The 276-nt window shown below is 60.5% G+C and carries 1 protein-coding gene; it reads left to right on the top strand.

All coding sequences use genetic code 11. The features are described from left to right. Positions 1-276, top strand: a 276-nt coding sequence (locus AAEY83_RS14690; protein WP_351060029.1) for a methylenetetrahydrofolate reductase, incomplete at both ends; no start/stop codon positions are given.

The raw sequence follows: 276 nt of genomic DNA, 5'->3' as shown, positions 1-276 counted from the left end.
AGGACGACCTGCGCGGCCTGCTGAACGAATACAAGGCTGCCGGCATCAAGCGCATCGTTGCCCTGCGTGGCGACCTGCCGTCCGGCATGGGCATGACCAGCGGTGAGCTGCGTCACGCCAATGAACTGGTGGAATTCATTCGTGAAGAAACCGCCGATCATTTCCACATCGAAGTCGCCGCTTACCCGGAAATGCATCCGCAAGCGCGCAACTACGAAGACGATCTCGCCAACTTCGTGCGCAAGGCAAAGGCCGGTGCCGACAGCGCGATTACCC

This window comes from Psychrobacter sp. TB20-MNA-CIBAN-0197, assembly GCF_040309765.1.
GTDB lineage: Bacteria > Pseudomonadota > Gammaproteobacteria > Pseudomonadales > Moraxellaceae > Psychrobacter > Psychrobacter submarinus.
This window is presented reverse-complemented; position numbering and strand designations above follow the sequence as displayed.